We start from the raw sequence: 24,444 nt of genomic DNA, 5'->3' as shown, positions 1-24,444 counted from the left end.
ATTGATCGCCGCCAATGCTCGGCATACGTGCGACACGCACTAGCGAGCCGCCGCGGCAAACAGCCGATCGAATCGCTGCCGCGACTCGGCAAGCGTCGCCAGAACACGGTCACGCAGCTCTGCGAAAGTCGGGCAGCCCATCAAGAACGCCAGCTTGGCGAGGTCGGCCTCGTCGGTCGGAAACTCGTGTCGGCCTGCTGAATTCATCAGCCGGATGCGGGCTTCAACGTTGCGCAGCAAGCGGTAGGCTTCGCGGAAGAACGTGCCATCGGCGGCCGAGAGGTAGCCCCCGCGCTCGAGTGCTTCTAGCGCGTCCAGTGTGCCGGGAACGCGCACGCTGAGATCCTCTCTTCCGTGACGCAGTTGCAGCATCTGCACCAAGAACTCGGTATCGACGGTTCCGCCGGCACCCCGTTTGAGGTTCAGCGGGCTGGCAGAATCTTCCAGGCGGCCACGCATCTCGCGGATCGTGTCCGCGTTGGCGGGGTTCCACTCTGGCTCGAAGGTCGCTCGCTCGACGATCGCCATAGCACGCTCGCAGGCCGCGGGATCGCCGTAGATCGCGCGAGCTTTGCAGAGCGCTTGGCGCTCCCAGAGCTGACCGGCACCGCTGGCGAAGTACGCCCGAAACGCGTCGATCGTCACCGCGAGGGTGCCACTCTTGCCGGTCGGGCGCAGCCGTGCATCCACCTCATACAGCCGACCGAACGGCCCGAGGCGATTCGCGACCGTGATAATGCGTTGCCCCAGCTCTCCAAAAAAGTGGCCCCCCGTGGTGGTGTAGCTGCGGCGTGTGCGGCGGCGGGGCTTGGTGGTCCCTTCTCCTTCGTACAGAAAAATCAGGTCGAGGTCGCTGTGGTAGTTCGGCTCGCGCCCGCCGAGCTTGCCGAGCGCCAGCACCACCAAACTGCAGGGCTGGCCGCCACGGCCGGACAGCGCTTGGTGGGCGTCTTCGTCGGCGTCTTCGGGCGGCTCGTCGAGGGTCGGCTCGCCGTGTTTATCGACCAGCTCTTCGTACTCGTGCTCCGCGATCGCCCGCAAACAGGTCTCAGCCGTGTCGGCCAAGGCGGCGTGGGTGTCGCGGATGTCGTCTTTGCCGAGGATGTCGCGAACGCCTACCCGCAAGTGCTGCGCGTGCTTGAAGCTGTGCAGGATGGGGTCGAGGTCTTCCGCGCCGCGGGTTAGTTCGTCGAGCGATGCTTCGAGAGTCTCGAGCGTCGGCATGCGGCCCACCAGCAAGCTGTCCATCAGCTCGTCGATCATACCCGGATTACTGACCAGCAATTCGGACAAATAGGGGCACGCCGCGCAGAGCGTCACATAAAGATTGAGCGACGCGTGGTTCGCGCTGAACAGCTCCCACAACGCCGCCTTGCCGCCCAGGGAGTCGCTAACGCGGCTGAGCGAGATCAGCGTTGCGTCGGGCTCGGGCGTCTGGGCGATCGCGGTTAGCAGCCGGGGCGCGATGGAAGCCAAAAAATGCCGACAACGTCGCGTCGAGAGGAAGCGGATCCGCTCAGTCGCAAGCGACATCAAATTAACGTACGCCCCCGCCTGATCCCGGAACGGATACCGACCGAGCACGGCCGCAATCTGCTCGGGGCGCGGTTCGGGGTCGTTGACCAGGTCGACCTCAGGCTCAGCGTCGGCCGCGTCGGGAAACGCTTCGTGCAAAAGGTGATCCAGCACACGCCGGTTGAGTTCGGTCCGTCTGGTCAGGTCGGTTTGAAAAGCTTTCAGAGCACTCGATCCGGCCGTATCGAGAAAGCCCATCCGCACGGCCACCTTGCGCTGCTCGTCGTCCGCTTCTGGCAGGGTATGGGTCTGCAGGTCAAACAAGATCTGGAGGCGGTGCTCCAACCGACGGAGGAACTCATAGTTTTCTGCCAGCAGCGCGCGCTCTTGGGGCGTGATGCAGCCCGCGCGCTCGAGACGCTCGATCGCGTCGAGCGTGGTGCCGGTACGGACCTCGGGCAGGGCTCCGCCGTTGAGCAGCTGCAGGAACTGTAGAACGAACTCGATATCGCGGAGACCGCCGTTGCCGCTCTTGACGTCGCGTTGGCTCGCTCCGGCCGCGTGCGTTCGCTGCTCGATCCGCCGCTTGAGCGACTTGATGCCCGCGATGTCGGCCAGGCTCAGATAGCGCCGGTAGATCCAGGGCTCGAGGCTGGCGAGCAATTCACTACCGAGCGCGCGGTCGCCGGCTGCGGGCCGAGCCTTGATGAAAGCTTGACGTTCCCAGGTCCGGCCCTTTGTGTCGTAGTAGGCCAGCATGCTGTCGCGCGCCGAGCAGATCGGCCCCCGTGCGCCCTCGGGCCTCAGACGCAAATCGATCCGATAGCACGAACCGCGATCGGTCTTCTCGCCAACGAGCTTCACCAGGTCGCGCGACAGGCGATCAAAGTACTCGCGGTTGGTGGGATTGCGGGCGTGGTCGGTGTGTCCGTCTTCTTCGTACAAAAAGATGAGATCGATATCGCTCGAGTAGTTGAGCTCGACGCCGCCGAGTTTTCCTAGCGCGAGCACGCAGAACCGGGCCCGCTCGCCATCACGCCGCCGGGGCACACCAAAGCGCGGCTCGAGATGGCGTTGCAGAAACGCGACGCCCGCTTCGAGGATCGCGTCGGCAAGGAGCGACACCTGGCGCGCCACCACCGCGACCGGCTGGTTGCGGACGATGTCGCCGTAGGCGATCCGGATCGTCTCGCGCTGCTTTGCGCGACGCAACGCGGCCGAGACCGCCGTTTCGGTTTCTAGACGCTCAACCTCGCTCACCAGCTCATCGACCAGCGTGTCACGCGCGACCGGGCTCCCCTCGGTCATGCGGATCAGGTCGTAACACTCTTGGTCACGCACCAGCAGGTCGGCCAGATACTGGCTGGTCGAGAGCAGCTGCAACAGGCTCGGCAGCGCCTCGGCATCGCGTTCAAAGAGCGCTGAGGTAGAAAGCGGGTTCCGCGCCGCGGTGAGAAACCGCTCCAGATTGCGGAGCGCCATCGGCGCGTCGGACAGCCGTGGGGCTGAAGCATCGAACTGGGCCCGCATGACGCTGATCAGGTCGTCCGGAACGCCTGCCGCGGCGATGCGCGACCACGTGTCGGAGGCCAAAGAAGCGGTTGGCGAAGCGGCCATAGTTCAGGCGGCGAGCAGCGAGCCGAAGAGTCGAGAAGCAAGCTTGACAATGATTAATCACCGGGGCACGCCGCCTAGTCGCCACCCACAGTGTCCTTAATCTTACACCGCCCGAAACCTATCGGCGAGCGCCAAGGCCCGCTTCCGCGTAAGCAAGCCGGCTTTTTAATGGCGTTCTTGAGTCGTCACTTGCGCGGTGGATCGCTGTCTCGCTGACACTTCGGCGAGGGAGAACTTATTCCGCGCTCGACACCCCGGCGAGGGAAAACACCTCGGGGCCCACGTGATCGGTCACCACGGCCCCAAACAAAGTGTGGGCGTTGGCGTCGTAGATGGCGACGGGCAGCGTCTGGCCGACCTGCCGGCGATTGCCCTCGAACACCACGATCCGGTCGCACAGGGTGCGGCCTGTGAGCTGGAGCGGCCCCGCGGCATTGGGGTCAGCCTTTTTGCTGGGGCCTTCGATCAGCACCTGCACACGCTGTCCCAGGAAACGCTGGTTGTCTTCTTCGCTAATCTGGTTCTGCAGGGCGAGTAGCTCGTTGTTACGGCGCCGCTTAACCTCGTCGGGGATATCGTCCGGCAAGTGATCGGCCGACTTGGTGCCGGGGCGCTCGCTGTACTTGAAGATAAAGCTGTTCTTGAAACGGCACTCACGCACCAGATCCATGGTCTGTTGGAAATCTTCCTCGGACTCGCCCGAGAAGCCGACGATAAAGTCGCTGGTGATCGCTACGTTGGGCATCCACTTTTTCGCGCGGTCGTGCATCTCACGATAGTCGGCGATCGTGTAGCCGCGCTTCATGCGTGCAAGCTGGGTGTCGCTACCGTGCTGGGCAGGCACGTGCAGGTACTTGACGCACTTGGGCAGGTCGCGCACTGCGGCGAGGACGTCGTCCGTCATGTCCTTGGGGTAGCTCGTTACGAACTTGATCCGTTCGATCCCCGCGACTTCGTGTACGGCGTGCAACAGATCGCTAAACCGCCACGTGCGGTCACCCTCGGTGTGGCGCCAGCTGTTGACCGTTTGGCCCAGCAGGGTCACCTCTTTGCAGCCCTCGTCGGCGAGTTGCTGGACTTCGGCGACGATCTGGCTGCCCGGGCGGCTCTGCTCGGGGCCCCGTACGCTCGGCACGATGCAGTAGGTACAGAACTTGTCGCAACCGATCTGGATCCGCACATAGGCCTGGAACGGCGTCGGGCGCATCGTCGGGTCGCGCAGCGGGTCGAACGACTCGTGGCTCCGTTTGATGGTCTCGACGGCACCGTCTTTGCGGCCGAGCGAGACCTCGAGTTGCTGCTGATTCGGATTCTCACGTGCCTCGCGCACCAGCCGTGGAATCTGATGCAGCTGCCCAGGCCCGACGACGATGTCAACGTACGGCGCTCGTTGAAAGATGAGCCGCTGATCCTTCTGGGCCATGCAGCCCATGACGCCGATCACTTTGTTCGGCATCTGCTTCTTGGCATCCTTCAATCGGCCCAGGGCCGAGTAGATCTTGTCCTCGGCGTGTTGGCGGACACTGCACGTGTTGAACAGCACCGTATCGGCGTCGGCGGTCGAGTTGGTTAGCTCGTAACCTTCTTTACGCAGGCTCGCGACGACCAGCTCTGAGTCGAGCAGGTTCATCTGGCAGCCGACGGTTTCGATGTACAGCTTCTTCATGTCTCATCTTTGTTCGTTAGCACGTGGCGGGGTTCGTTCGCACATGGCGGGGGCGACCTGCGCTAACAGGGGCCAAGCGGATTGCGTTGTCGCGCGTGGCGCGGTTACGCGGCGTCTTCTTGCTGCTTCTTCTGACGAGCTCGCCGCTCGGCCGCCTTCTGCTTTTCGCGATACTCGTTGACTTGCTTCTGGACCGATTCCAGGATTTGATCGCGCCGCTTGCGCATGAGCGTCGCGAGCGAGCGAATCGCCACCAGCGAAGCGAGCGTGAGCAGAACGATTTCCCAGGTTTCCATAGCGACTACCCGCGCGGCGATCCGTCGGTGGGGGGCGATTCCTCCGCCAATCCAAGCCCCCTAGCGTAACAAGCCGCCACCCTACGGGGCGAGAGCGCCCCCCAAAGCGAAACGCCTGGGGGCGCTGCGGCCCCACGCCTGCAGGGGGAATCGGAGAGCGTAGCGAGGGGGGGGGAAGGGGGCCGGGGGATCGGCCTATCGGCTCCAGGCGTGCGATTGGGTACGGCAACGGCCGTTTCCCCGGCTGTACAGTGGCTGCTAGCTACCGAGGTCGTTCACGACACAGTGCGACGCGATTCGGCCTAAGCGAGGGCCCATGGCTTGGATAGCTCGACTTACTCAGCTCACTCGCCGCCGAGCCGCACGCCCGGCTCAAGCTGACTCCCCCGCAGCCATTCGGTGGCCCGCATCGCGCGTTTGCCGGCGGGCTGCAGTATGAGCAGTTCCAGTGCGCCCGTGCCGGTGGCGACAACAAGCCGCTCGGCCGCCTGGAGCACTTCGCCCGGCGTGCCGGTGCCCTCCGCCAGGGCGACCCGATCGACCACCAGCCGCAGCGGAGCCCCTTTTTCTTGCGGCACGAAGGTGAACGCCCGTGGCCAGGGGCTCATGCCCCGCACGTGGTTTTGCAGCTCTGCCGCGGTCCGGTGCCAATCGATGAGGCCATCGGTTTTCTGCAGCCGCGGCGCTTTGGTTGCCAGCGACGTGTCCTGTCCGGTCCCGACGGCCGTGCCCGCGGCCAGTTGATCGACAACCCGCAGCGTGAGGCCCGCCCCGATCTGGCTGAGGCGTTCTTCAAGTTGCCCCGAAGTTTCCTCCGGATCGATCGGGGTGCGCTCGACGCCGAGAATCGGTCCCGCGTCGAGCCCCGGGGTCATCTGGATGACGCTCACGCCGGTGTGCGCGTCACCGTTCAAGACGGCCCACTGCACGGGAGCGGCCCCGCGATACTTTGGCAGCAGCGATCCGTGCAAGTTGATTCCCCCAAGCCGTGTTGTGCCAAGGGCGGCGGGTTTCAGGATTTCGCCGTAGTCGCAGACGACCAGCAGATCGGCCTCGTAGGCCCTGAGCCGCTCGACCGACTCGGGCAGGTTCGCGCTCTCGGGACGCCAGAGTTCGAGCCCCAGTTCCTGGGCGGCGGCGACCATCGGCGGAGCGGGTTCGCGGCTGCGCCCCCGCGGTGGCCGCGCCACGACCGCTAGCATCTCGTGCGGGCTATCGACCAGGGCGCGCAGGCTCGGCACGGCAAAGGGCCCGGTTCCCATCGCGATCAATCGCATGGTGCCTCTGAAGTTGGATTGACGGAGGAACGCCGCCCCACCAGATGTAACCACGCTAGCAGCGCGCCTCTTGAAGCTCGGCTAGCCGGGCCGCCATCGCGTCCAGGTGTGGCAGCTCGCCCGACTCGAGTCGGCTGTTAAAGGCCAGCTCAAACTCGTGCAGCAGATGGTCCAGTTCCGAGCGCGTTGTGGCCGGGACTTTGTCGGTGAACAGGATGCCGTCCAGGTGGTCGGTCTCGTGCAGGATGACCCGTGCCAGCATGCCGTCGACGACCTCGTCGATTTCGTTCCCCGCGAGGTCGTAGGCTTGCACGCGGATCGTGGTATTGCGGGTCACCGGGCCACGGACATCGGGCAGGCTGAGGCAGCCTTCACTCATCTCGCTGAGCCCTTTGCCGCGCGAGATGACCGGATTGATAAAGACCCGCTCCAGCTCGGGTTTGTCAGGATCCCCCTCGACGTTGATAACGAACATCCGGTACGGCAGATCAACCTGGTTGGCCGCCAGACCGATCCCCTCGTGTTCGTACATGAGCTCTATCATCTCGGCCGCCCAGTCGCGGACCTGCCGATCTACCTTCTTGAGCGGCTGAGAAACGTGCCGCAGCGTGGGGTGCGGGTACTGAATGATCTGGAGCGGCGACACGACAGCGGAGCTTTCCAAGGGGCCGAGCGGTGGGGAAATAGCCAGTCTGACAGGCACAGATGCTACGAAGACTATAGCGCAACCGAGCGGCGTTGTCTCACGGGGTGCCCGGTCGGTACCCTCCCCGGAAGGCTGTTTCGGCTCATCACCGCGTTAACGCTCCGTTATGCCCCGCTCCGCTGCTTTCCGACCGACCGACCGCTGGGGCCCGGCTTGGGCGTTATCGGTGCTGGTGCATGCAGCCTTGTTGGGGCCCGCGGCGTGGTGGGGCGGCGGACAGCAGGGCATGCTGCCCGGAGTGCAGGAGCGTGAGATCGGCGTCGTCCTGCGCCGTTCCGAAGCCGAACCGGAGCGGCTCGACCAGGTGCTGGAACCGACGCTCGCCGAGCCGAGGGAGGCCCCCCCGCTCGACCTGGCGGCGCTCACGCCCCCCGCGGAAGCTTCGCCGCTGATTACCGATCTGCTGGCCGAACTGACCGCGGCTCCGGCCCCACCGCCGCAAGCCGGGGCCGCCAGCGGGAGCGCCGGCGCAGCGCGACCGGAGCTGCCTTATGGCCAAACGCGGGTAAGCGTCTTCGGACTGGAGGCGACCGGCGGTCGTTTTGTCTACGCTTTCGACCGTTCGATGAGCATGCGTGGCACGCCGCTCAAAGCGGCCAAGCAACAGCTCGTCGCGAGCCTTGAAGCGCTGTCCGACATCCACAAGTTTCAGATTCTATTCTTCAACCACAGCGTTTCGGCGTTTGACCTGAGCGGCGGTCGCAATCGTGTTGCGTTTGGCACGGAGGCCAACAAGCAGCGTGCCGCGGACTTTGTCTCGGGCATCACGGCCGACGGCAACACGCTGCGTCTGCCGGCGCTCGAACAAGCGCTGAAACTACGGCCCGATGCCGTCTTCTTCCTCACCGATGCGGACGATCCGATGACGGCTCGGCAGCTCATGATTATCGAGGAGATGGCGGGCTCGGCGACCATCAACACGATCGAGTTTGGCGTCGGCAAGCCAACCGCCCGATCCAACTTTCTCATGCGGCTCGCCGAAGCGACCGGTGGCGGTTACGTGTACGTTGATACGCAGAAACTAGGTCGTTAAGCCTTTATGCAGGCTGCAGACGGTGCTGGCACGACCTCGTTGAGCCCCGGACGATTCCCGACCGTGGGCGAGGGCGGCATTGCTTGCGAGGGGGTTGCCGGCAAACAATCGGGGGATGGACCGCTTTATCGCCCCGCTGATTCCCCCGCCGCTCGCACAAGCCGTCGAACTTGATTCGGTCTGGGAGGTCGTCTCGGCAACCGGGCCGATCGGCTTGGCGATCGTGGGCTTGCTCTTGCTGGTCTCGATCGCGACGGTGGCGTTGGTGGCCGAACAGCTTATGACGCTCCGCGCATCGCGGCTCGCCCCCGAGGGATTGGCGGGCCGCCTCCGCAAAACGCTGGCGACGGGCGATCTGTCGGCCGCCCTGGGGCACTGTCACGCCACGCCCAGCTTTCTCTCGTCGGTGGTCTCGGCCGGCATCGCCGAGCTGGCTGGGCGTTCGCTCACGCCGGACCAGAGCCGCGCCGCATGGACCGACGCTGAGAAAGCCATGGAGGACACCGCCGAGGCGGAAACCGCCCGCCTTCATCGCCGGGTCGATTACTTGGCGGTGATCGGCAACCTGGCACCGATGTTGGGCCTGTTGGGGACGGTTGTCGGCATGATCGTGGCATTCCGTCAGGTGGCCGTTACGGAGGGGGCCGCTTCGGCGGGCGAGTTGGCGTCGGGCATCTACCAGGCGCTGGTGACAACCGTCGGCGGACTGATCGTCGCGATCCCTGCGCTGGCGGCGTACGCGGTGCTCCGCAACCGGGTGGATCGGCTTGCCGAGGAGACCGTCGCCGAGGCGACCCGCGCGACAGCTCCGCTGAAACAGGCGTTGCTGGGCCCGCCAGCAGCACCGGTGCGCGCAACGGTCCGACCGGTGTCGGCCCCGAGCGTTTTTGCCGAGCCCCCCGCCACCCCTGCCCGCGAGGCGTAGCTCGCATGCGCAGCGTGATCCGCAAACGCCACGAGCCCGTGGCACCCAACCTGACGCCGCTGATCGATGTGGTCTTTCTGCTCATCATTTTCTTTTTGGTGAGTAGCCATCTCGCGCGGCGCGAGGCTCTGCTCGAGTTGCGCTTGCCCTCGGCCCTCACAGGCCAGCGCACCGCCGCGCCCGCCGGACGCTGGACCATCAACCTGCCCGAAGCGGGGCCCGCGTTGCTCGCGGGCGCGCCGATCGATGCGGAAGAGCTGCTCGCACGCCTGCGTACGGTTCGGGCCGAAGGGGGAGTGGCCCCCCCCGTGCGGCTGCGGGGCGAGGGGACGCTGCGTTTCGAGCGTCTGGAACCGCTGCTGGCGGCTTGCGCTGAAGGGGGCGTGATGGACCTTAGTTTCGGAGTTTTCCCCACAGCCCCGCAGCCCTAGAGAGACTTTGCCGCATGCGTGCCCCCGCTAGCCGCTGCCGAGATGCCGCCCCGCTGAGCGTGGCGATGACGCCGATGATCGATGTGGTTTTCCTGCTGCTCGTTTTCTTTCTGTGCACGGCCAGCTTTCAGCGACCCGAAACCGAACTTGCCGCGCGGCTCGTTGTTGCTGCCGTCTCGGGCGAGGGAGCCGCCGAGTCGGCGGAACCAAGCCCGGTGCTCGATGACGTGAGTGTCTCGGGGGTGGTGGTTGGCGGTGCAACCGTGTGGACGGTCAATGACGGTCCCAGCACGGCCGACGTGGCGCAGCTCGATCGGCTGCTGGTCGAAGTCGCCGCGATTAGCGCTGATCTGCCAGTGACCATTGAGGCCGGCCCCACGGTGCCGCTAGCCGATTTGGTGGCGGTCTACGATGCGGCGCGAAAGGCCGGTTTTAGCACGGTGCAGATCGCGGCCGACGCCGCGGCGCTCGATGTCCCGGCGGGAGACGTATCACGGTGAGCAAACAGGCGCGGCGAGGCGGCTGGAGAATGATCGTGCTGCCGCATCTGTTGGTCGGTTCCGCGGTCGGACAGTCGTTGCAGCAGGATCTGCTCCGCGCTGCGACCAGCCCCGACACCCCCGTGGCAACAACGTCGGCTGACGCAGCAAGTCCGTTTCAGCAGCTGGCAACGCAGGCGGCCAACGCCTATCGCGCTGGAGACAAGGTCAGAGCCATTGAGGGGTTCGATCAGGCAGCGGCCGAGGCCTTTCGCGTGGGGGCCAGCGGGGCGGCGTTCGAGTACGCGATCGCCGCTGCGGAGATCACCCGATCGGTCAAAGACCAAGCCGGTGCCGCCGAGCGGTTTCGTCGCGCTGCGCTATCGGCGGTGCGCGATCCGCGGTCGGCCGCCGCGCACGAAGCGGCGTGCGTTGCCACCGGTGCGGCGTTCGCCGCGAGCGGCTCACCGACCTCTGCTCAGCTCGATGCGTATCAGGCGGTTCTTGACGAACACCAAACACTGTGGCCGACCGCACCGAGCGCCACCGGCATGCGGCGGAGGGCGATCGAACTGCTCGCGGCGCGACGCGACGCAGCGCGTCTGCTGAATCAGACATCCGCCGAACAAGCGCAGGCCGAACCCTGGCTTGTTGCGTTGCGAGTCCAAGCGCACGGTCAAGTTCTAGCTTCGGCGGCCACTCCGGCAGAGCACACCGCACGGCTTGCCGCAGCGACGGAAGAGTTGCAGCCGCTGGTGCTCGGCACGAGCCGCCGCTGGCCCGACGCTTGGACTCCGCTGCAGCGACAGATTGCGATCGTCTTGGGGCGGGGCCACTTAGCACGCGATGGCGACGGGCCGGACTACGCCCGCCGGGTGCTATCGGTTGCGGTGCGGAGCGATCCACCGCCGCAACAGGCGTGGTTGCGCGAAGCGCTGCCACTCTTAGCGACCGCGACCCTTGCGGTCGGGCGCGCGGGCGAAGCCCACGCGCTGCTGGTCGAAAGCGGCGTGGAGCCGGCGGAAGCCGATCGAGCGCTGAGTGGGCTTGCGGAGCGGCTTGCCGCGGCCGCACCGGACCATCGCGCTGCGGCGGTCGAAGCGTTGGCCGAACGGCTCGGGTGGCGGGCTTCCGCGCGGTCGCGTGCCGCTCCGGCAGCGGCCGAGGAAAAGGGCTCACCGCTCGCGGTGGCGCGACGCGCACTTGTGGAAGCTGCCGATGCGGATTCGCGGCGCGATGCGCTCGAGGCCTGGACCGCGCTCGAACGCCGCAGCACCCGGTCGAGCGACCTGTGGCGCGAAGCCCGCCGCGCACGCCTGCGCTTGCTGATCGATCTGAAAGAGGTCGATCAGGCCCGCAAGCTGTTGCGATTAACCCAACTCTTGGCCGCCGAGGGGGACGCCGACTGGCGTGCCGTTTTGACCGCGCTGGAGCACGAGACCGTTTCCACGGCCGCGCAAGCCGACGGCCGTCGGTGAGATCACCAACGGCCGTGCGGATTCATGTGGCTTGGTACGCACTGGTGCGTGCCGTTCACCAGGGGCCGCGGACGTGGTAGGCCCCGAACTGCACCGTGTCTTGAGGCCAAGCCGGCGTGTTCTGGAACGGACCGCCGTGCGGCCCGGGGCCCGGGTAGTTGCGGCCGAATTGATGATCGAGCCGAGAAATGCGGCTGCTGCCCACCCCCCAGCCCCATTGGGTCTGGAGCGTAGCGGTCGGCGGAACTACCAGCGCCACCGGTTGGCCGTACTGCACGTGCGCGTAGTTGGCGTTCCAGTTGTAGTTCTGTGCCCGCTGGGACGGCCACGTGTAGGGGTGCCAGGCTTCAGCCGACGTCGCGAGGGAGAGCCCCACGAGCGCGACACCAATAGCCGTCAGGCGTTGTACGGGGGACATACGCTACCGATCGGAGGTCGAGTGAGGGGGGGAGCAACTTTGTAAGTGCCGGCGCGGAGCGGGGGTCCGCAGCTCGCTGGGGGGAGCGAGCAAACCGGCGTGAATCGAGACGCGGAGGTTGAGGCGTAAGCTCCGCGTGGAGTGGGGGCTAAGCCGGGCTCAGTACAGTTGCCAGGGCTTCACCACACGGGTGTTGAAGTAGCCGTTGTGGAGCCATCCCGTGAACGAGTTGTCGTAGAGCCCCCACATGCCGGCTTGGAGGCCGTTAGCGCGGCTGTGATAGCGGGCCTTGGTACGGGTCCAGCCCGCGCCGGGGTGGTGTGTGTTCCACGAGCGGTGGTGCTGATACAGGTACTCGTGCGGCATCACCGGCTGATAGGTCGTGTAGGTGTGACCGACATTGGCCGGCACGGGCAGCGGCGAGACGTACATCTGGGCAGCCGTTCCGCTGGGCTGCGGGCCGACGTAGTAGTTGTAGAACAGATCGTTCGGACGCTGCTCGCTTACCACGCGGCGTCCGTCCCAGCCGTGGTCATCAGCCAGGGCGGGCAGAGCGAACGCGGCGAGCGTTACGGGGACGATCGTGAGAGCGATCCGGCGGGCGGTCTTGGTCATCGCGGGGGAGCCTCCTTGCTCCAGGAAACGGGCGAGCCTTGTCCGGCGTGGCTCCGCTTGGGGGCGGGCCGGCCGACCGGTCTAAGGCGGAAGATCGGGACCGGGCGACCCGCGTCGCGATGGTTTTCGTGCCAGCCCGCACAGCCCGCACAACCGCTCCGACAGGCCCCGGCCGGCAGGGCCGTCGCCTGGGACCGCGGGCCCGGGCCGACTAGAATCCCCAGCTTGCCTGATCCCACCCCTGGCAAGCCGAAGGAAGCGGGGAGCAGGCAGCGGGTGATAAGGAGTGAGACCCCTGTTATCGGCCCGATTGCCTGCCGCGGGATTCATCGTTTGATTTTAGGGAAGGGGCCTCGGCCGGTCTGAACCGTCACCGATTTGTTGTCGTCATCGCTCTATCACGTTCGTCTGAGTAAGTGAGTTCTGAAGTTGCCCGCCACGAAGTCAGCCCGCCGCAGCGACGCCACGAAGATGGCGGCCGCCCAGAAAGAGATCTCCGTCAGCGAGTTCTTCGCCAAGAACCGCCACCTGCTGGGGTTCGACAACCCTCGCAAGGCGTTGCTGACCACCGTTAAAGAGGCGGTCGATAACTCGCTCGATGCGTGCGAAGAGGCGGGCATCTTGCCCGAGATCTGGGTCCACATCGAGCCGACCGCCGCCGGCAAGTACAAGGTCGGCATCCAGGACAACGGCCCCGGCATCCTCAAGAAACAGATCCCGCTGATCTTCGGCAAGCTGCTGTACGGCTCGAAGTTTCACCGCTTGCGGCAGAGCCGCGGCCAGCAGGGCATCGGCATCTCGGCCGCGGGTATGTACGGCGTACAGACCACCGGCAAGCCGGTGAAGATCGTTAGTAAGGTCTCTAAGGGGAAGCCGGCCCACTACTACGAGATCCAGATCGACACCAAGCGCAACGAGCCGAAGATTCTCAACGGCAAGGGAGACGGAGAAGACATTCCCGCCGGCGAGAAAGGCCTCGCCTATATCGAGAAGCATGGCATCGAGTGGGTTCCTCAAGATCACGGCACACGTGTCACGATCGAGCTCGAAGCCAAGTTCGTCCGCGGCCGTGGCTCGGTGGACGAGTACCTCGAGCAGACCGCGATCGCCAACCCGCACGTCACGCTGCACTACCTGGACCCCGAGAGCTATCAGTACGACTACACGCGCAGCGCCGAAGCGCTGCCGCCCGAGCCCAAAGAGATCAAGCCGCACCCCTACGGCACCGAGCTTGGACGGCTGGCGGCGATGATGGAAGAGTCCGAGGCGATGAGCGTCTCCGAGTTCTTCCGCACCAAGTTCAGCCGCGTGACGCCCGCGATCGCCCGGAAGCTTTGTGAGTCGGCCAAGGTCAGCGTGCGGGGGAGCGTTCACAAGGTGGATCGGCCGCAGGTCGAGAAGCTGTTCGAGGCGATCCAGTCCACCAAGATTTCGCCGCCGGCGACCGACTGCATCTGCCCGATTGGCGAGGATTTGATCCTCAAAGGGCTACACCACGTCGTGCCGGGTGAGTTTTATGCCGCCGCCACACGCCCGCCAGCGGTGTACCGGGGCAACCCGTTTGTGGTGGAGGTAGGGCTGGCCTATGGCGGGACCGCTCCCACGCAGAACGTGACGCGCGATCTGCTGAACGACCTGCTGGACGAGACCGATACCCGCACCGTGCGGCAGTTTCTCATCCACACGTTTAACGGGCTGGGAGGGGACTCCGCCGACAAGATCGTCAAAGAGTCGGGCCTAAAAACCCGGCAGGCCCCCAGCGGGCTGAAGCCCAAGGAACGCGACAAGCTGCTCGCCGCGATGAAGAACGTGAACGTCTCGGAAGGGCAGCAGATGAACATTCTCCGCTACGCCAATCGCGTGCCGCTGCAGTTCCAGCAGAGCGCGTGCGCGGTGACCCAGACGGTTATCGGCACCAATTGGCGGGGCTACGGCCTGACCCAGTCACGCGGCTCGATGCCCAAGGGTCCCGTCTCGCTGATGGTGCACATCGCGAGCGTGTGGGTGCCGTTCACCAGCGAATCCAAAGAGGCAATCGCCAGCTATCCGGAGATCCAGAAAGAGATCCGCTTGGGTCTGCAAGCGGTCGGACGCAAGCTGGGCATGTACCTGCGGCGCCGGCTAAAGGTTCGTCAACAGAGTGACCGCCGCGAGGTCTTCCAGCGCTACCTGAAAGAGGTCGCCTCGGCCGTGAGCGTTATCAACGCGGCCGAGGAAAAAGAGCTGTACGAGCAGCTTCTGAACGTCGCCCGCAAGCGGACCGCCGAGGCCGACACCAAGCTGGACGACCGGGGCCGGAAAGTCGAAGAAGACCCGAGTCAGCTCAACCTGGGCGACAACGTGCTGATCGTGAATCCCGCGCACCACGAGGCGGCGATCAACCGCGTGGTGACGGCTCCGGAAGAGGCCGAAGAAGACGCTGAGGCTTGAGCCGCGGTGTCGCTATGCCGCTTGTTTTGATGACGCTGTTGCTAACCAGGCCTGTTTCCCCACGCCGCGTGAATCTCACTAGCCTTCACCATGTCGCCAGAATCTTTCAGGTGCGCCCGACCCTGTGGGTGCTCGTGGCCGTGAACGTGCTTCCGCTGGTGGGCGTCTTATACTTTGGTTGGAAGACCTTTGACGTTGTCTTCACGTACTGGTGCGAGAATGTCGCGATCGGCGTGATCAACGTCTTGCGGATGCTCACGTGCAACCCGGACGTTGAGCAGCTTAGTGACTCAGAGGTCGCGGTCGCCGACACCGCGGAATCCAATGGCCCTCCCTCACCGGACAAGATCCGCAACCTGCGCCGACGGCTCGCGCAGCGCGGGCCCCTCGTCGGCTGGCTGGAAAAGCTGTTCCTCATCCCTTTTTTTTGCTTCCACTACGGCATGTTCTGCATGGGCCACGGGGCCTTCATCTTCAGCCTGTTAGGCGGGCCCGAGCGGGGTGAGCCAACCAACCTGGACCAGGTGTTCGGCAGCTCGCGTAGCGTGTTGCACGGGCCTTTGCTGCTGACCGTTGGCGTCCTGGCCGCGAGTCACTTGTGGTCATTCATCAAAAATTACCTTTGGGGCGGCGAGTATCGTCGTGTCATGCTGATGACAATCATGTTCCGGCCGTATGGCCGGATCGTGTTGTTGCACGTGGCGATCCTGTTCGGAGGGATCGCCGCCCAGGCGCTCGGCTCGCCGATCTGGATGCTCGTATTGCTGGTCGCGGGGAAAGTGCTCATGGACGCGGCCCTGCACGTTTACGAGCATCAGACGCTCGAGCGCCCCGTGCTTACAACGGCCTGACCCTCGATCGCCGGATTCCCTCACACCGCTTCCCCCCCTCCACGCTTCCGCAACACGATCCCCCCTCGTATGGCCAAGAAGAAACCCGCTGCTACCCCTGCCAAGAAGACGCGCGTCAAGCTCTCGCCTCGCGATGAGAAGACGATGCAGGCGCTTGTAAGCCTTGCCGATGGTGTCGTCGATGCCGCCACCAAGCGGCGTGATCCGTATGTGGATATCCCCAGCCGTACGCTGTCCAACGTGAAGTATTCGCCGCGGAAGGGGATCTTGGAGATGGGCAACGGCAAGAATCGCCGTCAGCTGTTCGATCTTTCGCAGGCCAAGGCCTACATGCGCACCATGTTGGTGGCCAGCGGCTGCAAGCGCCTCCTCGACGAGGGGAAAACGACCAGCTTGCGAGGTCTCTTCTACATGCTCAAGCACACGATCGAGGGCTCGAAAGAAAACACGTTCGACGATCAGAACGAGTGCGACACCATCATCGAAGACGCCGAGGTGCTGCTAACCAGCATCCGCGAAGAACTGCACCTATACGCAGAGAATCGTGGCGCGATGGTCGGTGCCATCACGTTCACCGACAAGGGCGATACGATCGACTGCAGCCGGATGGGCTCGGGTGGGTATGCCATTCCTTCGATCGTCGAGCCCGATGTAATCGTACTGGATCGCAAGCGGTGCGACGCCCAGTTTATTCTGCACGTCGAAAAAGGCACGGTTTGGCAGCGGTTTAATGAGGACCGCTTTTGGGAGAAGCACAACTGCATCCTCACCCATGGCAGCGGCCAGCCGCCGCGAGGGGTGCGCCGCATGCTGCACCGCTTGCACAACGAGCTGAAGCTCCCCCTTTACTGCGTGCTGGATAACGATCCCTGGGGTTATTACATCTATAGCGTCATCAAACAGGGGTCGATCAATTTGGCCTTCGAGTCGCAGCGGATGGCGATCCCCGAGGCTAAGTACCTGGGTCTGCGCAGCATCGACTACGATCGTTGCGACCTCTCCGAGGGAGTGAAGATCGCGCTGACCGACACCGACCGCAAACGCGCGAAGCAGGTTGCCAAGTATCCCTGGTTCGAGAAGAAACGCCCCTGGCAGGCAGAGATCCAGCGGATGCTCAAAAACGACTTCAAGCTGGAAGTCGAATCGCTCATCAGCAAGGATATCAGCTACGTCACCGAGACCTACGTCCCCGAGCGGCTCGAAGCGAAAGACTGGCTCGATTGACCGTCACGCGATCGCGGCGGTGCTCCGAAGGCAATCAAGAGAACAAGATCAGCGCGCCCACTGCCGCGGCACCGAGCGCAGCTACCAGCACCGCTCCGCTGGCGATGTCCAACGCGTCGCGCACCAGAGGGTTTACTTCGTGCGTGATCGCCGCGGCTAGCCGTTCGATCGCCGAGTTGAACAGCTCGGCCGCGAGCACGATCGTCACGCACAGCACCAACAACAGCCAAGGGATCAGGCCAACCCCCTGGCTGGATCCGTACACCAGCACGATCACCGCCGCTGGCAGGTGAATCGCGAAGCTGTCTTCTTCAAAGCAGCCTATCACGATGCCCCGCAAAGCGCACGCGAACTTGTTGCGCCAACGCTTTGCGAGCGACAGCGGTGCGGGTTGATCGCTCATACGCCCATTCTAACGCGCCGCGCCCGATTGGCTTGGACAAATTGTCACGTCAGCGATGCCGGCCGACAACTATTCCAGTCCAAACGCTCCGGCTGGCGGGACGTCGATCCCCGTGCGACGGGTCAGATTGGTCGAAGGCAAGAAGCGGGGCTCGATCAAGAAGCTCACGCCCAGGTTGTCCTTCGACTCGTCGACGTTGGCCCCAACGGTGAGGATTAGCGACTCACCGATGCGGCTCAGCGAGAACGACTGGCCGATGTTGCCCACCTCGCCGAGGTCGACCACCGCGGTCGCCGAAGCGACCCACTTCGGTCCAAGCCGATAGTTAACGTTCCCGATCACCAGGTCTGAGTTGAAAGGTCCGCGGATCGAGCGGTAGCCCAAGTAGCCGTTGCCGCGTGTTGGGCGATTGATCGCCAACCCCGCCGAGTAGGTGTGCAAGCCGTCGGTGAACAGATCGACAAAGCCGTCCGAGAGCACGGTAAACCGATCCCCCAGGTGCCACGACAGATCGTAGTCGATCAGCCCGAAGTCTTCGCCCAGATTGTCACGTTCGCTCTCCGGAAAGTAGCTGGCGTTGGTGTCGAGCGTGATCCAGTCGACGACGCGCTGGTTGCCGGCGGCACCGCGCTTGGTTTGCAATCGGTGCCGCATGCCGACACGGCCCACGGTCAGGTCGTCGGCGAGTTCAACCGTGGGTGAGTTGACGTAACCCTGAATGCCCGATCGCAGCAGGTAGCGGCGCGGGTCCGATTGATCGGCGAGCAGCGGCAGCGAAGGAAAGAACAGCCGGCGGCGGATCTCTTCCAGCGCGTTGTCTTCGATCTCGTCGTAGAGCGGCAATTCGGTGAAGTCGCGGTTCGAGTCGGCGTAGGACGCTTCGGCGTCGAACACGACCTTGTGCGCGAGACCATCGAGGTTGAAGACGGGGTCCTTGACGTTGGGGTTGACCGCCCAGAAGGGGGCGCTCGCCCGCACGCCGATCTGCATATAGGCGCGCTGCAGGTCGTTGCCGGTGATGTCTTCACCCCAGTGGGCAAGCTCGCCCAGCGCGTAGGGAACCACCTTCACGGGGGCTCCGTAGGGATCCAGATCGATCGGCAGCGAGATTTCATGCCGCGTGGCCACTCGCTCGCCCTCGACCGACGCCTCCCATGGGAAGAAGTCAAACTGTGCGGAGAGCTGCGGGTTGCTGGGCGTGCTGGCCGGCTTCAGGTTCGCGTACCCGACCTGCGAGTGGGCGTTCCAGGTGAACAGCTCGGCACCCAAGTCCTGGCCGACCATCCAGTGATCGAGCCGCGGCATCCACTGCGTTTCGGTGAAGAAGTCGTTGACCTTGGCGTTGCCCTCGATCGACACGGATTGATTGTCGATCCGCCGGCGGAGACGGACCCCCGTCGCCTGATCGCGTCGCTCGTCCCAGTCGCGCTCGTAGTACTGTTCCAAGAACGTGCGATCACTGATCCAGCCGACCTCGGCTTGACTCGTCCACCCGGCCAGAAGGCCGTCGGTAATGGTCTGGCGATGATCCCAGTAAGCGCGGCCCCGGAAGCTCTTTTCGGGCAGGATGTCGCGGCGCCCGAAGCCCAGGTTGTCGGAGCCGTTCTCGTCGATGAACCACAAGTCGGTCCGGCCGAACGCCGGCCCCGTCGCTCCGGCAAAGCTCGGCAGGTCGTAGTCATAGATGGTTCCGTACCCCAGGCCGCGTTGGCTGAGATAGTCGACCGACACGGACCAATCGACACCTTCCGGCTTGGGCGATCCGAGCAGCTCGTAGACGTCCAGGTCTGTGAGCACCTGGAATCCGAAGATCGAATCGTTGCGGATCCGGAAGTCATCGATGTAGAAGACCGGTTCTTGCAGGTCGGTGGCGATCGTTGGCCAGTAGAGCACCGGAACGTCGCCGATCTGGATCCGGTTGCCCTTGCTCTCGGCGAGCTGACGCCGCTCATAGCGTTCGGCACCCGTGAAGGGGTCACGTGACATCTGCCCCGTGAGCGGATCAGTGATCGGGCGCTGGTAGTCTTCGAACGAGATCGTTTGGCTACGCAGGCTGTAGGAGGGCTCTTCCAGCCGACTAGTGGTGAACAAGGCATTGTCCGCCACGAAGCGCGAGTCATCCACTTGCCGAATCACGTCTGCCTTGAGCCGCACCAGGCCGCGATACTGGTAACCCTCGATCTCGGGCAGCGGAGTGAGCAGCTCTGCGTCGAGCACCACGCCCGTTTGCCGACGCAGGTCGTAGTACATGCGCTCGGCAAAAATTGTGCGTTCGCCCTGCCGGACAACGATGTTGCCTTCCAGGTAGACCTCGAGCGGGGTTTCGGCCGATTGATCGACGCGTCCGCCCGCTAGCCCGATGCCACCGCCCCGAGTCCAGACGACAGCGCGGTCGGTTTCGAGCTCGATGCGGTTGACGACTCCTGGCGTGGCTCCGGCGATACCGGGTGCCAGGCCCGGGGCCTCCAGGCCGGTCACCACCAGCAGCACGCCACCGGAAAGAACCGCAGCCGTTTCGCCGTTGGGCAGCGATTCGGTCTCAACCTGAAGCCCCGCCCCCTGCCGCGGGGAGATCTGCAGCGTGCGGAACCCCTGGGGCAGACCGGCTGCCTCGGGCGGTGCCGCGGTTGTTTCAAACGGCGAGGCGAAGAATTGAGCCGGCTCGACGAGCGGGTCGGAGGGGGGGGCGAGAAGCGAGTCAACGCCGAGGGGCCCGTCTTCCTCGAACAGCGCAAGATTGGCTTTCGACGGCGTCACCGCCGGCAGCCGCAGGGGGGTCGGTTCCAGCGCGCAGCGCGCCAGCGCGCGAGCATAAACCCCGGGCTTGGTTTCAAGTTCTTCGGGCGGGGGCGTGCGCCACTCAACCCCGCCGGTGCTCCTCAGTTCGCCCAGCCAATTGGGCGCTTGCTGGCGGGCCAGCGCGTTGGATTCCGCTTGCGCGTTGCGCGGCAGCAGCTCGATCCGCGTGGGGGTCGTGGCCGTTCCCTCGAGATAAACCTTGAGCAAGGTTGGTCCCTCAGGATGCGCTGCCGGCTGCACCCACACGATGGCGTTCTCACCACGCCAACGCCGTTCGCCTTGGGTGATGACAACCTCGCCGCTGAGCGCCCACACACGTTGTTTTTCTTCTGACCACCACGCCGCACGTGAGGCTTGTAGCTCGATCGGCGCAGTCGACGAGGGCGCAGGGAAGGTTACTTCTCCGCGCGCGACAGCTGCTCCCAGGACCAGCAGTGTGCCCAGGACGAGCAACGTGCCCAGCACGCAGCGACGCCAAGCACCCCTGGAGGCAGGGTGCCTGCGAAGCGGCATGTCAGCAGAAGCAGACGTGAAATTGATAACGGCTTCCTTGCCGTGGCGACTCCCCGAGAGCGATACACCGTGCGCGCACCGCCTCCGGATAAAATGGCGGCGGAGTCTAGGAGGGCCCTTTGCCGGACGTCAAGACGCTTTGCCCCCGCTAGCAGATGCTGTAAATCGCATCACTATCAGACTTTGCGAACGCCGCCCTCCGCGGTCTGCCCCGGCACCTGCCAGCAGCACCCGCGGCGACTTTTTCGCCGGTTCGGCTTACTGATTCACCGAATACAGCAGCACGTTCAGCCCGATCCGGGCGGCGTCTTCGCGGGTGTACCCGCGGCACTGGATCGCTTCGTGGCTTTCCAGAGCGCAGCTCAAGTCCAGCGGAGAAAACAGCACCACCCAGCGTCCGTCGATGCGGACTCCTTCTAGCTGCGGAGGCGTTTCGCGTACGCGCACCGCTAGCGGCTCGTTGGCTGCCGTGGGTTGCGGATCACGCACCCGAACCCGGCGCAGATCGTAGCCGCCGTACGCATCGGTGAAGAGCGGATCGTCACCCGGCACAGACTCGAACGGTCGGCCGTTCAGGGCTGCCGAAAGCTCTCGGCGGAACGCCCGCGCGAACGGCTTGCTGGCACAGATAGCATCGCCCAGCAGCATGCCCCCGGACTCGAGGTAGGCGCCCAGCGCGCGGCGCTCGGACACCGAAAAGCGGAAGTCGTTGCGCCCGTGCATGAACGCGAAGTGGTGCCGCAGCAGTTCGGGGCTATCGGCCCCCACGGGGATCGGCTTGGCCGACATGCTCAGCCGGGCGTCGCCTTGCCCCGCGGCCCGGAGCAAGTTGGCGAGCGCCGCCGGCGCATCGTCGCAGCCCCCTGCGTGCCGCACCTTGGCGACGGTCACCAAACCACGCTCACCCAGGGCGTCGATCGTGACCTCTTCGATCGGCTCGACAAACTGCTGCTCTTTTCCCTTGGGGCTGCGGCCCGTCGCGTACGCGACGAGGTTCAGGCCGACCGTACGGGCATCATCGATGCGCTGCTGCACCGTGTCGGCGTACTCGAGCAGTCGGTGAGGGCTATCGAGCTCCCAGTAGCAAGACAGGTCGCGTTCGCAGAACACCACGCACGTGCGACAACCGTAGTCGACCCCCCACAAGGCTCCGGCGTAAGGTGATTCGGGCCGCACGAGGCGCTCCATTCTCCACAGCGGGTGAGACGGTTCGAGCCGCCTGAGGCGATGCTCAGGTTCGGGGAAGATCGTCTCGACGAGCGACTCAACCCCCGCGCGCGAAGCGGGCTTCTCCGAGCAGCTCGCTTCGATCAGCAGAAAGCCGCCGCGATCGAGGTACTCGCGGAGCTTGCCGGCTTGTGGCTGGAGCGCCTTGACCTCGGTCCCGCTGACATACAGCACCGGGGCGGTTTGTAAATCGTCGGTGGTGGCTTGTGCTGTGTCGATGGTCTGCCAGGTCATCGGCAGATTCCAGGCTCGGCTGGCGGCATCGGTCAGGTGGGCGGCGTCGCGGCGGTGGCGGTTCCAAGCATCGTCCGTGCCGTAGCGCGCCTTGCCCAGCAAGATCGGACGCCGGCCTTTGGAGAGGAACAGCAGCGCGAACGACGTGTCGATGAGCGGTTCGTACTCGCCGTCGAGTCGCCCCCCGCGCCACGAACGGGTGAGCGAATCCTGCGAGCGCACGAGCTGCTCGGTTCCCTCTCGGTACCAGTCGTGCGCGCCCATGAAGCGCTGCGCTGAAAGCCGCCCGACACGCTCGAGTGCATAAAGATAGTAATACTCCCAAGCGCGATCTCCGGGGTTGCGTGTCACCGAGAACTTGCGCCCCAGCCAGTCGAGTCCCTTGGCGAGCGCCGGATCGGTCTCGTGCGGCTGGCAGCACGTGACCCGGTCGCCCTGGACCAAGGCGTCGCCATCAGAGCTGGCCAGCTCGGTGATGAGCAGCGAACCAACCCCCGCGCACGTCATGCTTCCCGAGGCTCGGGTGCGGCTCGGGTAGCCCCACGAGCCGTCGCGATTTTGCTGCTTCCGCCAGTAACCGGCGGCCCGGCGCCAGGTGTCGGGCGCTACGCGAGCGCCCACCTGTTGGGCTTCGTACAACGCGAGCACAGCGAACTGCGCGTTGCTGGGGTCTGCTCCGCTGCGGTCCGCGCCGTAGCCCCAGCCGCCAGCGTGTTCTCCGTCGATGTGCTGTGCCGCCTCGAGCCACGCGACATTGCGCTGGATGACCGCCAGGTCGCGTAGCGGCTCGCCCGCAGCAAAGGCCATCGTCTGCATCGCGACGGTATAGGTCTTGTTCGGCTCCAGACGCCGCAGGTACTCCAGCGCGGCGCTGATCGTGGGGTCATCTGGCGTGAGCCCCGCGTTGAGCAGAGCCAGCGTGCACAGCGCTGTGACACCGCCGGGGAACGTGGTCATCTCGCTCCACGCCCCCCGCGCGTTCTGCTGACGCTTCAGATAACCCACCCCCCGATCGATTGCGGTCAGCACGCTGGTGGGGTCGATCGGTTCGCCTTGCTGGCAGCGGGCGGGCCCTGCCATCAGCGTTGCTAACAAAACCGCTATGATCGTTACGGTTCGTCTGTCGAGCATCGGGGCTTTCCGTCGTCACTAGGGAGAGTCGATGCGTAAGCTTACCTTGTATTGACTCCCGCAACGCCCGCCGGGCGTTTCCACCTTCCCGACTCCTTGAACGACGACTCCCTGCAAGTGAGCACCGCCGATCCGAAACCGGCTGCGACAACGGGCAAGCCGCGCAATCTGGGCGAAGTGCTGCAAGATTTCCGGCAGCACCGCGTCGTCATGCAGCAAGAGCTGCAGAAAATCATCGTCGGGCAAGACCTGGTGATCGAGCAGCTGTTCGCCGCCATCTTTACGCGTGGCCACTGCTTGTTGGAGGGCGTTCCCGGGCTAGCGAAAACGCTCATGGTGAGCACCCTCGCACGGATACTCGACCTCGATTTTCAGCGCATTCAGTTTACGCCCGACCTGATGCCTTCGGATATCACCGGCACGAATGTGCTGGAAGAAGACGAGGCCGGCAGACGAAACTTTCGCTTTGTCGAGGGGCCGGTGTTCGCCAACATCCTGCTGGCCGACGAGATCAACCGCACTCCGCCCAAGACCCAGGCGGCGCTGTTGCAGGCGATGCAAGAGCGTCAGGTAACCGTCGGTCAAACGACCTACGATCTGCCGAATCCGTTCTTCACGATCGCCACCCAAAACCCGATCGAGCAGGAGGGCACCTATCCGTTGCCCGAGGCGCAGCTCGACCGGTTCATGTTCAACATCAAGATCGATTACCCTTCGCGCGACGAAGAGGAACAGATCCTCGCGGCCACCACTCGCGGCGAGAGTCCGGAAGTCGGCAAGATCCTCTCCGCTAAGGCGATCCTCAACGTGCAAAAGCTCGTCGGCTCGGTCGCGGTGAGTGAGTACGTCATCAAGTACGCCGCGGCGTTGGTGCGGGCCACCCGGCCGCGTGACGAATCGGCGCCCGACTTCGTGCGGCAACTGGTGGACTGGGGGGCCGGACCGCGTGCCGGGCAGTTCCTCATCCAGGGGGGCAAAGCGATTGCCGCGATGGACGGCCGCTTTAGCGTCGCAATCGAAGACGTGCAGAAGATCGCCCTGCCGGTGTTGCGCCACCGCGTGGGTGCCAATTTTCAGGCGCAGGCCGAAGGCATGACGACCGAAGACATCATCCTCCGGCTGCTGGAGAGCGTGCCGACGCCCGCGATTCCGAAGTTCAGCTAGGCACGAGTCCCA

General features: G+C 64.8%; 19 protein-coding genes. 9 read left to right on the top strand and 10 right to left on the bottom strand.

What is annotated here, in order from left to right; genetic code table 11:
- Positions 1-39: 39 nt before the first annotated feature.
- The 5 genes from glnE to def form a co-directional block, all read right to left on the bottom strand.
- On the bottom strand, positions 40-3,132 hold the full coding sequence (glnE, locus tag Pla111_RS07680; protein WP_146573022.1) for a bifunctional [glutamate--ammonia ligase]-adenylyl-L-tyrosine phosphorylase/[glutamate--ammonia-ligase] adenylyltransferase: 3,093 nt from the start codon (positions 3,130-3,132) through the stop codon (positions 40-42).
- Between the two features lie 235 nt (positions 3,133-3,367).
- Positions 3,368-4,798 carry a tRNA (N6-isopentenyl adenosine(37)-C2)-methylthiotransferase MiaB gene (miaB, locus tag Pla111_RS07675; protein WP_146573021.1) on the bottom strand — a complete coding sequence of 477 codons (1,431 nt, stop codon included), beginning with the start codon at positions 4,796-4,798 and terminating at the stop codon, positions 3,368-3,370.
- A 104-nt stretch (positions 4,799-4,902) separates the two neighbouring features.
- Entirely contained in the window at positions 4,903-5,094 is a 192-nt protein-coding gene (locus Pla111_RS07670; protein WP_146573019.1) for a hypothetical protein, read from the bottom strand.
- Positions 5,095-5,438: 344 nt separating this feature from the next.
- The gene (fmt, locus tag Pla111_RS07665) at positions 5,439-6,371 is read right to left on the bottom strand and encodes a methionyl-tRNA formyltransferase (protein WP_146573017.1); all 933 of its coding nucleotides are present in this window, start codon (positions 6,369-6,371) and stop codon (positions 5,439-5,441) included.
- A gap of 55 nt (positions 6,372-6,426) precedes the next feature.
- Complete coding sequence (def, locus tag Pla111_RS07660; protein ID WP_146573862.1) at positions 6,427-7,017, bottom strand: peptide deformylase; 591 nt, start codon at positions 7,015-7,017, stop codon at positions 6,427-6,429.
- 166 nt (positions 7,018-7,183) lie between these two features.
- Here def and Pla111_RS07655 point away from each other — a divergent pair, with 166 nt between their 5' ends.
- The 5 genes from Pla111_RS07655 to Pla111_RS07635 all read left to right on the top strand — a co-directional run bounded on the left by Pla111_RS07655 (position 7,184) and on the right by Pla111_RS07635 (position 11,423).
- Positions 7,184-8,110, top strand: a complete 927-nt coding sequence (locus Pla111_RS07655) for a hypothetical protein (RefSeq protein ID WP_146573015.1) — start codon at positions 7,184-7,186, stop codon at positions 8,108-8,110.
- A gap of 115 nt (positions 8,111-8,225) precedes the next feature.
- Entirely contained in the window at positions 8,226-9,035 is an 810-nt protein-coding gene (locus Pla111_RS07650; protein WP_146573013.1) for a MotA/TolQ/ExbB proton channel family protein, read from the top strand.
- A gap of 5 nt (positions 9,036-9,040) precedes the next feature.
- Positions 9,041-9,466: an ExbD/TolR family protein gene (locus tag Pla111_RS07645; protein WP_146573011.1), complete on the top strand. Its 426-nt coding sequence runs from the start codon at positions 9,041-9,043 to the stop codon at positions 9,464-9,466.
- Between the two features lie 14 nt (positions 9,467-9,480).
- A complete protein-coding gene (locus Pla111_RS07640; protein ID WP_146573009.1) occupies positions 9,481-9,966 on the top strand; it encodes a biopolymer transporter ExbD in 486 nt (161 codons plus the stop codon).
- A complete protein-coding gene (locus tag Pla111_RS07635; protein WP_146573007.1) occupies positions 9,963-11,423 on the top strand; it encodes a hypothetical protein in 1,461 nt (486 codons plus the stop codon). The genes Pla111_RS07640 and Pla111_RS07635 overlap by 4 nt, the downstream gene beginning before the upstream one ends.
- A gap of 55 nt (positions 11,424-11,478) precedes the next feature.
- Here Pla111_RS07635 and Pla111_RS07630 read toward each other — a convergent pair whose 3' ends face one another.
- Both Pla111_RS07630 and Pla111_RS07625 read right to left on the bottom strand, forming a co-directional pair.
- Positions 11,479-11,841, bottom strand: coding sequence for a hypothetical protein (locus Pla111_RS07630; protein WP_146573005.1), 363 nt, complete (start codon positions 11,839-11,841; stop codon positions 11,479-11,481).
- 159 nt (positions 11,842-12,000) lie between these two features.
- Positions 12,001-12,456: a hypothetical protein gene (locus Pla111_RS07625; protein ID WP_146573003.1), complete on the bottom strand. Its 456-nt coding sequence runs from the start codon at positions 12,454-12,456 to the stop codon at positions 12,001-12,003.
- Between the two features lie 429 nt (positions 12,457-12,885).
- Here Pla111_RS07625 and Pla111_RS07620 point away from each other — a divergent pair, with 429 nt between their 5' ends.
- From Pla111_RS07620 to Pla111_RS07610, 3 genes are all read left to right on the top strand, one after another.
- Positions 12,886-14,886, top strand: a complete 2,001-nt coding sequence (locus Pla111_RS07620) for a DNA topoisomerase VI subunit B (RefSeq protein WP_231930818.1) — start codon at positions 12,886-12,888, stop codon at positions 14,884-14,886.
- A 14-nt stretch (positions 14,887-14,900) separates the two neighbouring features.
- On the top strand, positions 14,901-15,737 hold the full coding sequence (locus Pla111_RS07615; protein WP_197524855.1) for a DUF6498-containing protein: 837 nt from the start codon (positions 14,901-14,903) through the stop codon (positions 15,735-15,737).
- Between the two features lie 69 nt (positions 15,738-15,806).
- Positions 15,807-16,961, top strand: a complete 1,155-nt coding sequence (locus tag Pla111_RS07610; RefSeq protein ID WP_146572997.1) for a DNA topoisomerase IV subunit A — start codon at positions 15,807-15,809, stop codon at positions 16,959-16,961.
- A gap of 34 nt (positions 16,962-16,995) precedes the next feature.
- On the opposite strand, the gene Pla111_RS07605 is transcribed toward Pla111_RS07610, so the two are convergent.
- The 3 genes from Pla111_RS07605 to Pla111_RS07595 all read right to left on the bottom strand — a co-directional run bounded on the left by Pla111_RS07605 (position 16,996) and on the right by Pla111_RS07595 (position 23,268).
- Positions 16,996-17,364 (bottom strand): diacylglycerol kinase, encoded by a 369-nt coding sequence (locus tag Pla111_RS07605; protein ID WP_146572995.1) that lies wholly within the window; start codon positions 17,362-17,364, stop codon positions 16,996-16,998.
- 69 nt (positions 17,365-17,433) lie between these two features.
- Complete coding sequence (locus Pla111_RS07600) at positions 17,434-20,676, bottom strand: organic solvent tolerance protein OstA (RefSeq protein WP_146572993.1); 3,243 nt, start codon at positions 20,674-20,676, stop codon at positions 17,434-17,436.
- A 258-nt stretch (positions 20,677-20,934) separates the two neighbouring features.
- On the bottom strand, positions 20,935-23,268 hold the full coding sequence (locus Pla111_RS07595; RefSeq protein ID WP_146572991.1) for a DUF4159 domain-containing protein: 2,334 nt from the start codon (positions 23,266-23,268) through the stop codon (positions 20,935-20,937).
- 210 nt (positions 23,269-23,478) lie between these two features.
- Between Pla111_RS07595 and Pla111_RS07590 the strand changes: the two genes are divergently transcribed.
- Positions 23,479-24,432 carry an AAA family ATPase gene (locus tag Pla111_RS07590; RefSeq protein WP_315851484.1) on the top strand — a complete coding sequence of 318 codons (954 nt, stop codon included), beginning with the start codon at positions 23,479-23,481 and terminating at the stop codon, positions 24,430-24,432.
- Positions 24,433-24,444: the final 12 nt, after the last annotated feature.

It is taken from the genome of Botrimarina hoheduenensis, assembly GCF_007859815.1.
GTDB lineage: Bacteria > Planctomycetota > Planctomycetia > Pirellulales > Lacipirellulaceae > Botrimarina > Botrimarina hoheduenensis.
Note: the sequence above shows the minus strand (reverse complement) of the source record. Positions and strands in the feature narration are given on the sequence as shown.

Excerpts from the sequence above, each read along its gene's own strand:
- glnE (WP_146573022.1), bottom strand. The coding sequence starts at position 3,132 with ATGGCCGCTTCGCCAACCGCTTCTTTGGCCTCCGACACGTGGTCGCGC.
- miaB (WP_146573021.1), bottom strand. The coding sequence starts at position 4,798 with ATGAAGAAGCTGTACATCGAAACCGTCGGCTGCCAGATGAACCTGCTC.
- Pla111_RS07670 (WP_146573019.1), bottom strand. The coding sequence starts at position 5,094 with ATGGAAACCTGGGAAATCGTTCTGCTCACGCTCGCTTCGCTGGTGGCG.
- fmt (WP_146573017.1), bottom strand. The coding sequence starts at position 6,371 with ATGCGATTGATCGCGATGGGAACCGGGCCCTTTGCCGTGCCGAGCCTG.
- Pla111_RS07655 (WP_146573015.1), top strand. The coding sequence starts at position 7,184 with ATGCCCCGCTCCGCTGCTTTCCGACCGACCGACCGCTGGGGCCCGGCT.
- Pla111_RS07650 (WP_146573013.1), top strand. The coding sequence starts at position 8,226 with ATGGACCGCTTTATCGCCCCGCTGATTCCCCCGCCGCTCGCACAAGCC.
- Pla111_RS07645 (WP_146573011.1), top strand. The coding sequence starts at position 9,041 with ATGCGCAGCGTGATCCGCAAACGCCACGAGCCCGTGGCACCCAACCTG.
- Pla111_RS07640 (WP_146573009.1), top strand. The coding sequence starts at position 9,481 with ATGCGTGCCCCCGCTAGCCGCTGCCGAGATGCCGCCCCGCTGAGCGTG.
- Pla111_RS07630 (WP_146573005.1), bottom strand. The coding sequence starts at position 11,841 with ATGTCCCCCGTACAACGCCTGACGGCTATTGGTGTCGCGCTCGTGGGG.
- Pla111_RS07625 (WP_146573003.1), bottom strand. The coding sequence starts at position 12,456 with ATGACCAAGACCGCCCGCCGGATCGCTCTCACGATCGTCCCCGTAACG.
- Pla111_RS07615 (WP_197524855.1), top strand. The coding sequence starts at position 14,901 with ATGCCGCTTGTTTTGATGACGCTGTTGCTAACCAGGCCTGTTTCCCCA.
- Pla111_RS07610 (WP_146572997.1), top strand. The coding sequence starts at position 15,807 with ATGGCCAAGAAGAAACCCGCTGCTACCCCTGCCAAGAAGACGCGCGTC.
- Pla111_RS07605 (WP_146572995.1), bottom strand. The coding sequence starts at position 17,364 with ATGAGCGATCAACCCGCACCGCTGTCGCTCGCAAAGCGTTGGCGCAAC.
- Pla111_RS07600 (WP_146572993.1), bottom strand. The coding sequence starts at position 20,676 with ATGCCGCTTCGCAGGCACCCTGCCTCCAGGGGTGCTTGGCGTCGCTGC.
- Pla111_RS07595 (WP_146572991.1), bottom strand. The coding sequence starts at position 23,268 with ATGCTCGACAGACGAACCGTAACGATCATAGCGGTTTTGTTAGCAACG.
- Pla111_RS07590 (WP_315851484.1), top strand. The coding sequence starts at position 23,479 with ATGCAGCAAGAGCTGCAGAAAATCATCGTCGGGCAAGACCTGGTGATC.